This window comes from Streptomyces sp. NPDC057654 (assembly GCF_042800135.1).
GTDB lineage: Bacteria > Actinomycetota > Actinomycetes > Streptomycetales > Streptomycetaceae > Streptomyces.
This window is the reverse complement of sequence record NZ_JBHVHQ010000380.1, coordinates 1-7,793: the sequence shown is the minus strand read 5'-3', so window position 1 is coordinate 7,793 and position 7,793 is coordinate 1. Positions and strand designations below refer to the sequence as shown.

The following is a 7,793-nucleotide window of genomic DNA, read 5'->3' as shown; positions in this document are numbered from 1 at the left end:
AGACCGAGCCGGTCACCGCGCCGGGCGAGGCGCGGCCCGGCCGACAGGACACTCCGGTCGACGAGCCCCTGCCGACCGGGACGACGGGACCCGTTACGGACCCGCGTACGGGCACGGGCACGGGCCATCAGCAGGAGCCCGGCGAGAACCCGGCGACGGACAAGCCGTCCGGAACGAACGCCGTGCCGGCGCCCGAGTCGGGCAAGCAGTCCGCGAAGGGCAAGGAGCCGGCCACGGGCGCCCCCGCCCCCTCGCACCGGCACCCCGGCGCCGCGCGGTTCGACATCGACGCCGCGCACGAGCGGCTCAACGACCCCGCCGTGCCCCAGGACCGACGGGAGGACTCCGTCCAGTGGGCTGAGGAGGAGGTGTGGGACCGTATCCAGGAGGTGGCGCCGGATGAGAATCCGGCAGGCGTCGTCTCGCGGCCCGACGAGGTCGTGGACCTGGTCGCCGCGGAGCACCTGCGCGCCGGTCATCTCCCGGCCAGGGACCTGCTGAACACCCTCATCCCGAGCCGTGGCCCCGTGACGGGGCCGCAGCCCGCCCCGACCCAGCAGCCCCGGCAGAACGAGCGCCCGCCGCAGAACGAGCAGACCGAGCAGCCCGCGCAGAGCGAGCAGCCCGCACGTCCCGCGCAGCCCGAGCCGACTCAGCAGCCCGCCCGTACCGCCCACCAGTCCGCCGAACCCGACGAGAACGAGACCCACTTCGCGCCTCCGAGCCGTCGCAGCAGTGATCCGATTCGCGATTGGGCGGCCTCTTCCGCTTCGAGCAAGAAGCGCTCCGAAGAGGTGCGTGCGATCGACGATGCCGTGCGGCGGTTGCCCGACAATCCGCAGGAGCGGCATCTCCAGCGTGTGCTCACGGCTGTGGACAACTGGCGGGCCAATAAGTCGCGCAGCAGTCACCGCTGGGAGGCGGTGAGCCAGCTGCGCAGGGAGGTCAAGAGGCGGCTGGACGCGCTGGATGCGCGGCCGGCGGCTCAGGCGGGGCCCTCCTCGCAGCGCCCCGCCGCGTCCGCGAGCGGCGGTCAGCCGGCGCGGCTGGTGCCGGTCCCGCAGCGTCAGCCGCAGGTCACCGGTTTCGGCCCGGCTGACGGTTTCGAGGCCGAGATCCGTGGCTACCAGGTGGTTCTGGCGCCTGGGGATGATGAGGAGGAGTACGGCGATGTCGTGAGGCTGCCGGGGCTGCTGGCCATCACCCTGGACAGGTTCGCCGGGGTGCCGATCCTGGAGATCGTCACGCGTCCGTCTCGCGGACTGCAGGGCGGCGCGGTCGACGGGCGGGCTGAGCGCGCCGATGTATTCGCGGCTTTCGAGCAGGTGCTGCAGATTCTCCGGCGGGTCACGCCTGACCGGAGTATCAAACTGGGGCAGCTTTTCCCCGCGTCGCTCGGATACAACGTCGATCCGCTCGCCTTCGATCTGCCGATCAGGATCAACCCGAGCAGCACGGCCAACATGCTGGTGCACCACACCGCGACGTCGCCGCTCAGCGAGATGGTCGAGTACATCCGGCATGTGAAGGCGAACACCCTGACGAATGTTCCGGAGATCCAGCGGGCCCGCGGTGACGCGGACGTGGCCATCGAGTTCGGCCGTAACGCCCGTGCCGCCTTCCAGTCCTGGGTCGGTCAGAACCGGGATTATGCGCCCTATGTGACGGAGTGGGACGCCGATGAGCTGCGCGGTGCGCTGACGCTCGGCTATATGCAGGTCGTCGCCGCCATTCGGGGAAGGTCGTCAAGGCATAATCCGAAGGAATACACCATCGCGTCCTCTCGGACCTCTCTCGCCGCGATACGGTCCGGGCTCGGGTCCGTGCCTCAGGCATTCCTGGAGGGGAACGCCGACAACCTGGCCATGGCTTTCACCCGGACCTTCAACAGCCGTACTTCCCGGCCGGATGACGCCGTGCTCGACGGGAGGCTGAGGCAGCACGATCCGGATCACCAGCCCGCTACGTTCCGCCAGTACCTCGACAATCTGCTCGTGGCGCAGCCGGCTCGCTTCGTCGATCAGAACGAGGCGCTGTCGATCCGCACCAATACCTTGGAGCTGGAAACCAATCCCCCCTTCCCGGGGGGAACTCCGCGTATCAGCCCGCCCGTCGTCCTGACGGAGAACCGCGCGTACGGGCCTGCGCCGGATCAGGCGACCCCGGCCACCACGGTGCGAGGCGCCACCCGGCTGTCGAATTTCTCCCTGGGCCTCTACAACCAGGCCCGTGCGCGACGCGGCTTGGAAACGGTCGGCTGGCCCATCGACTATGCGCAGCAAGGCGACTATTCGCAGCAGGGCGGCTACTCGCAGGGCGGCTCTTCAGCGCAGGGCGGCTACTCCCAGCAGGACTACTCGCAGGTCAACTACTCCCAGTACTCGCCGCCCACCAGGACCACCGGGAACAGCGGGACCACCGGAACCGCGGACACGACCGCTCGCCCCGCCGAGCCCGTACCGGCCACGACGCCCGTACCCGTCGCGGGCCGGCCCTCTCCCGCCCTGATCGGCCTGGCCGAGCAGCTCCCTGCCATGAGTCCGGACGAGCGCGCCGCGGCGGTGGCCGCGCTGCCGCTGGGGGACCGGGAGGCCCTGGCCACCGACGAAGCACTGGTAACGGGCCTGCGCGACGCGCTGCCCGCCCCGGAATTCCATGCGATCGCGGCCCAGTTGCTGGTCGTGGTACCGCCGGGTACGGACCGGCCGGAGGAGGCCCGGAGCGAGGCCGAGGCGCTGCTCGGCGGCGCGCTCGGGGACCCGGACACCACGGCTGCTCTGCTGACGGGGCGGCGACGGCTCGTCGTCGTGCCGCGGGACACGCCGCTGACGTCGTTCGACCCGTTCCAGCAGCCGAGCGACGCCCATGACCACGGGCGCTCCGTGAGCACCGAACGCGGAGTCTTCCGCGGCCGGCTGGCCTGGGTCGGCGAGGAGAACCTGCTGGGAGACACCACCGGTGTGCCCCACGCCGACGTCTTCGAGGACGGTTACTCCAGCGCCCGCCATGAGTGGGCGCATGCCGTGCAATCGGTACTGAGCGATGCCGACCGTCAGTGGATCGCGGAGGTCTTCGAGGCCAAGCAGCGCGACGGCGCCGCCTCGAACTGGCCGGACGGGGTCTTCCCCAACTACTCCTCCAGTTCTCAGCAGGAGTATTTCGCCCAGCTCAGCACCGCCTATCAGGGTGCCAACACCGGCACCGACCCCATGACCCACAAGCCGCGCAACAATGGCGCGGACTGGGTCGAGGAGAACGATCCCGCGCTGCTGCCCTTGCTGCGGCGGCTGTACGGGCCGGGGCGGCCGGGGATCCTCGGCAGCCAGGACAACCCATACATCCTGGCCGGGTTCCGCGCCCTGTGGGCGCAGGCCGAAAGCGAGCTGGAGCCGGAGCCGACGCCTGCGGCGGGCCACTCGCCGCGCACGGACTCCGGTCTGGAGGAGTCCGGTCTCTTCCAGCGGGAGGGCTCCGACGAGGAGTCCGTGCCGGAGGAGACCCACTTCGCGCCCCGCACGTCGTCCACCACCATGGTGCTGGAGCGGCCCGAGCCCACCGAGGAGCGGCCGAACCAGTCGCCCCGGAGCGAACGGCCGTCGAGCACCGAACAGCCCGCTCGTACGGAGGAGCCTGCCCGTACGGAGGAGCCCGCCCGTACGGAGGAGCCTGCTCGTAGCGAGGAGAAGCGCCCGGCCGAGCAGCCCGCTCGGACCCACGAGTCCGTCGGGCAGGACGAGGGTGAGACGCATTTCGCGCCTTCGTCCCGGCGTCTTGATCCGATCTGGGATTGGGAGAGGATTTCCTCCGAGTCGGGCAAGAAGCGTTCTGCGGAGTTGCGTGCGATTGATGACGCGGTGCGGAGGTTGCCGGATAATCCGAGTGAGCGGCATTGGCAGCGTGTGCTCTCGGCGGCGGACGCCTGGCGGGCCACTAAGTCGCGGAGCAGTCATCGCTGGGAGGCGGTGAGCCAGCTGCGGCGGGCGGTCAACAGTCGGCTGGGGGAGCTTGAGTCGCGGCCGGCCGCCGAGGCGGGTCCCTCTTCGCGGCGGTCGGCCGCGCCCGCGAGCAGGAGCCAGTTGGTTCCGTTGGTTCCTGTTCCTCAGCGTCAGCCGCAGGTCGCCGGTTATGGTCCGGCTGACGGTTTCGAGGCCGAGCTGCGTGGCTTCCAGGTGGTTCTGGCGCCTGGGGATGATGAGGAGGAGTACGGCGATGTCGTGAGGCTGCCGGGGCTGCTGGCCATCACCCTGGACAGGTTCGGCGGGGTGCCGATCTTGGAGGTCGTCACGCATCCGTCCCGCGGCCTTCAGGGCGGCGTGGCCGACGGGCGGGCTGAGCGCGGCGATGTGATCGCGGCTTTTGATCAGGTGCTGCAGATTCTGCGGCGGGTCACGCCGGAGCGGAGCACCAAGCTGGGCCAGCTTTTCCCCGCGTCGCTCGGGTACCAGGTCGATGAGCTCGCGGTCGATCTGCCTGTCAAGATCAATCCGTATGCCACGAATCACATGCTGTTGCACCACACGGCGACGTCGCCGCTCAGCGAGATGGTCGAGTACATCCGGCATGTGAAGGCGAATAGTCAGGGGACTACTCCGCCGGATCAGGATGCCCGCCGGGGCGCGGACGCGGCCATTGAATTCGGCCGGAACGCCCGCGACATTTTCCGGCATTGGCTCGGCCAGAACAAGGATTACGGCCCTTATCTGGCGGCGTGGGACGAAGATGAGGTCCGTGGTGCGCTGACGCTCGGCTATATGCAGGTCGCCGCCGCCATTCGGGGAAAGATGGGGAAAGTCCAGGCGAAGGAATATACGGTCGTGTCCTCTCGGACCTCCCTCGCCGCGATACGGTCCGGTCTCGGATACGTACCCCAGGCGTTCCTGGAAGCGAACGCTGACGCGTTGTCGGCCGAATTCACCCGGGTATTCAACCGCTATGCCTCCCGGCCGGACAACTCCCTGCTCGGCAGGAGGATGAGGCAGCCCGTGTCAGGTGTCGAGCCCGCCACATTCGGCGAGTATCTCGACAACCTGCTTCTCGCGGAGCCGGACCGCTTCATCGACCAGAACGAGGCGCTGTGGATCCGCACCAACTTCTTGGAAATGGAAGGCAATCCCCCTTATGCGGGCGCGGCGCCGCGTCTCAGCCCGCTTGTCGTTCTGACGGAGAACCGTGCCTATGGGCCCGAGCCGGAGAGGGCGACCCGGACCTCCACGGTCGAGGACGCCACCAGGCTGTCGGAACTCTCCCTGCGCCTCTACAACCAGGCCCGTGCGCGGCGCGGTCTGGAGGCGGTCGGCGGGCCCATCGGCTACTCGCAGCAGGGCGCGTACCCGCAGCAGGCTGCCTACCCGCAGCAGGTTGCCTACCCGCAGCAGGTTGCCTATCCCCAGCAGGGCGGCTCTTCGCAGCAGGTCGCGTACTCCCAGCAGGACTACTCGCAGGTCAACTACTCCCAGTACTCACCGCCCACCAGGCGGCCCGAGGACGGTGCCGGGGCTCCCACGGCGCAGCCGACCACGACCGCTCACCCCGCCGTGCCCGTAGCCCCCACGCCCGTACCCGCCGCGGCCCCGCCCTCTCCCGCTCTGATCGAGTTGGCCGGGCGGCTGCCCGGCATGGAGCCGGGCGAGCGTGCCGAGGCGGTGGCCGCGCTGCCGCTGTCGGAGCGGGAGGCCCTGGCCACCGACGCGTCGCTGGTCCAGGACCTGCGCGAGGCGCTGCCCGTATCGGAATTCCACGACATCGCGGCCCAGTTGCTGGTCGTGGTGCCGCCGGGTACGGACCGGCCGGAGGAGGCACGGCAGGAGGCCGAGGCCCTGATCTCCGGCATGCTCGGTGACCCGGACATCACGGCGGCCATGCTGACCGGGCGGCGACGGCTCGTCGTGGTTCCCAGGGAGACGCCGCTGACGTCGTTCGACCCGTTCCAGCAGCCGAACGAGGCCCATGACCATGGGCGTTCGGTGAGCGCCGAACGCGGAATCTTCCGTGGCCGGCTCGCCTGGGTGGGCGAGGAGAACTTGCTGGGCGACACCGTCGGTGTGCCGCACGCCGACGTTTTCGAGGACGGTTACTCCAGCGCCCGCCATGAGTGGGCGCATGCTGTGCAGTCGGTGTTGGGCGACGACGACCGTCAGTGGATCGCGGACGTCTTCGAGGCCAAGCGGCGCGACGGCGCCGCCCAGAACTGGCCCGACGGCGTCTTCCCCAACTACTCCTCCAGCTCTCATCACGAGTACTTCGCCCAGCTCAGCACCGCCTATCTCGGCGCCAACACCGGTACCGACCCCAGCACCGGCAGGCCGCGCAACAACGGTGCGGACTGGGTGGAGCAGAACGACCCCGCGCTGCTGCCGTTGCTGCAACGGCTGTACGGGCCGGGGCGGCCGGGAATTCTCGGCAGCCAGGACAACCCGTACATCCTGGCCGGGTTCCGTGCCCTGTGGGCGCAGGCCGAGGGTGAACTGGAGCCGACGCCCGCGGCGGGCCACTCGCCGCGCACCGACTCCGGTCTGGACGAGTCCGGTCTCTTCCAGCGGGAGGGCTCCGACGAGGAGTCCGTGCCGGAGGAGACCCACTTCGCGCCTCGCACGTCGTCCACCACCATGGTGCTGGAGCGGCCCGAGCCCACCGAAGAGCGGCCGAACCAGTCGCCCCCCAGCGAACGGCCGTCGAGCACCGAACAGCCCGCTCGTACGGAAGAACCCGCCCGTACGGAAGAGCCCTCCGAGCCGGTTCAGCAGCCCGCTTCGACCCACGAGTCCGTCCAACCCGCGGAAGGTGAAACTCACTTCGCGCCGCCGAGCCGTCGTGGGGGCAGTGATCCGATTCGTGATTGGGAGCAGGCTTCTGCTTCGGGCAAGAAGCGTTCCGAGGAGTTGCGTGCGATCGATGACGCGGTGCGGAGGCTGCCGGACAATCCGAGTGAGCGGCATCTGCGGCGTGTGCTCACGGCGGTGGATGACTGGCGGGCCATCAAGTCGCGGAGCAGTCATCGCTGGGAGGCGGTGAGCCAGCTGCGGCGGGAGGTCATCAGGCGGCTGGGGCAGTTGGAGGCGCCCCAGGCGGCTCAGGCGGGTCCGTCTTCGCGGCGGGCAGCCGCGCCCGCGGCCTCGGGCGGCAGTCAACTGGCGTCGCTGGTTCCTGTTCCCGCGCGCCAGCCGCAGGTCACCGGTTTCGGTCCGGCCGACGGTTTCGAGGCGGAACTGCGCGGATATCAGGTGGTTCTGGCCCCCGATGACGATCACAGGATGTACGGCGATGTCGTGACGCTGCCGGGGCTGCTGACCATCACCCTGGACAGGTTCGCCGGGGTGCCGATCCTGGAGATCGTCTCGCACCCGTCCCGCGGGTTGCAGGGCGGCATGACCGACGGGCGGGCCGAGCGCGCCGATGTGTTCGCGGCTTTTGATCAGGTGTTCCAGATTCTGCGGCGGGTCACGCCGGAGCGGAGCAGCAAGCTGGGCCGGCTGTTCCCCGCGTCGCTCGGGTATGAGGTCGATGAGCTCGCGGCCGATCTGCCGATCAGGATCAACCCGCGCAGTACGGCCAACATGCTGGTGCATCACACCGCTACGTCGCCGCTGAGTGAGCTCGTCGAGTACATCCGGCATGTGAAGGCGAATACCCAGACGAATGTTCCTCAGATCCAGCAGGCTCGCGCTGACGCGGATGTGGCTATCGAGTTCGGCCGGAACATCCGTGGTGCTTTTCGGTCCTGGGTCGATCAGAACCCGAATTTTGCCCCCTACTTGGCGGCATGGGACGCCGATGAGCTGCGTGGTGCGCTGACG

The 7,793-nt window shown here is 69.4% G+C and carries 1 pseudogene; it reads left to right on the top strand.

From position 1 onward, the window contains the following. Window positions 1–7,793, top strand: a pseudogene (locus tag ACFU99_RS25065) (hypothetical protein); the annotation flags it as partial.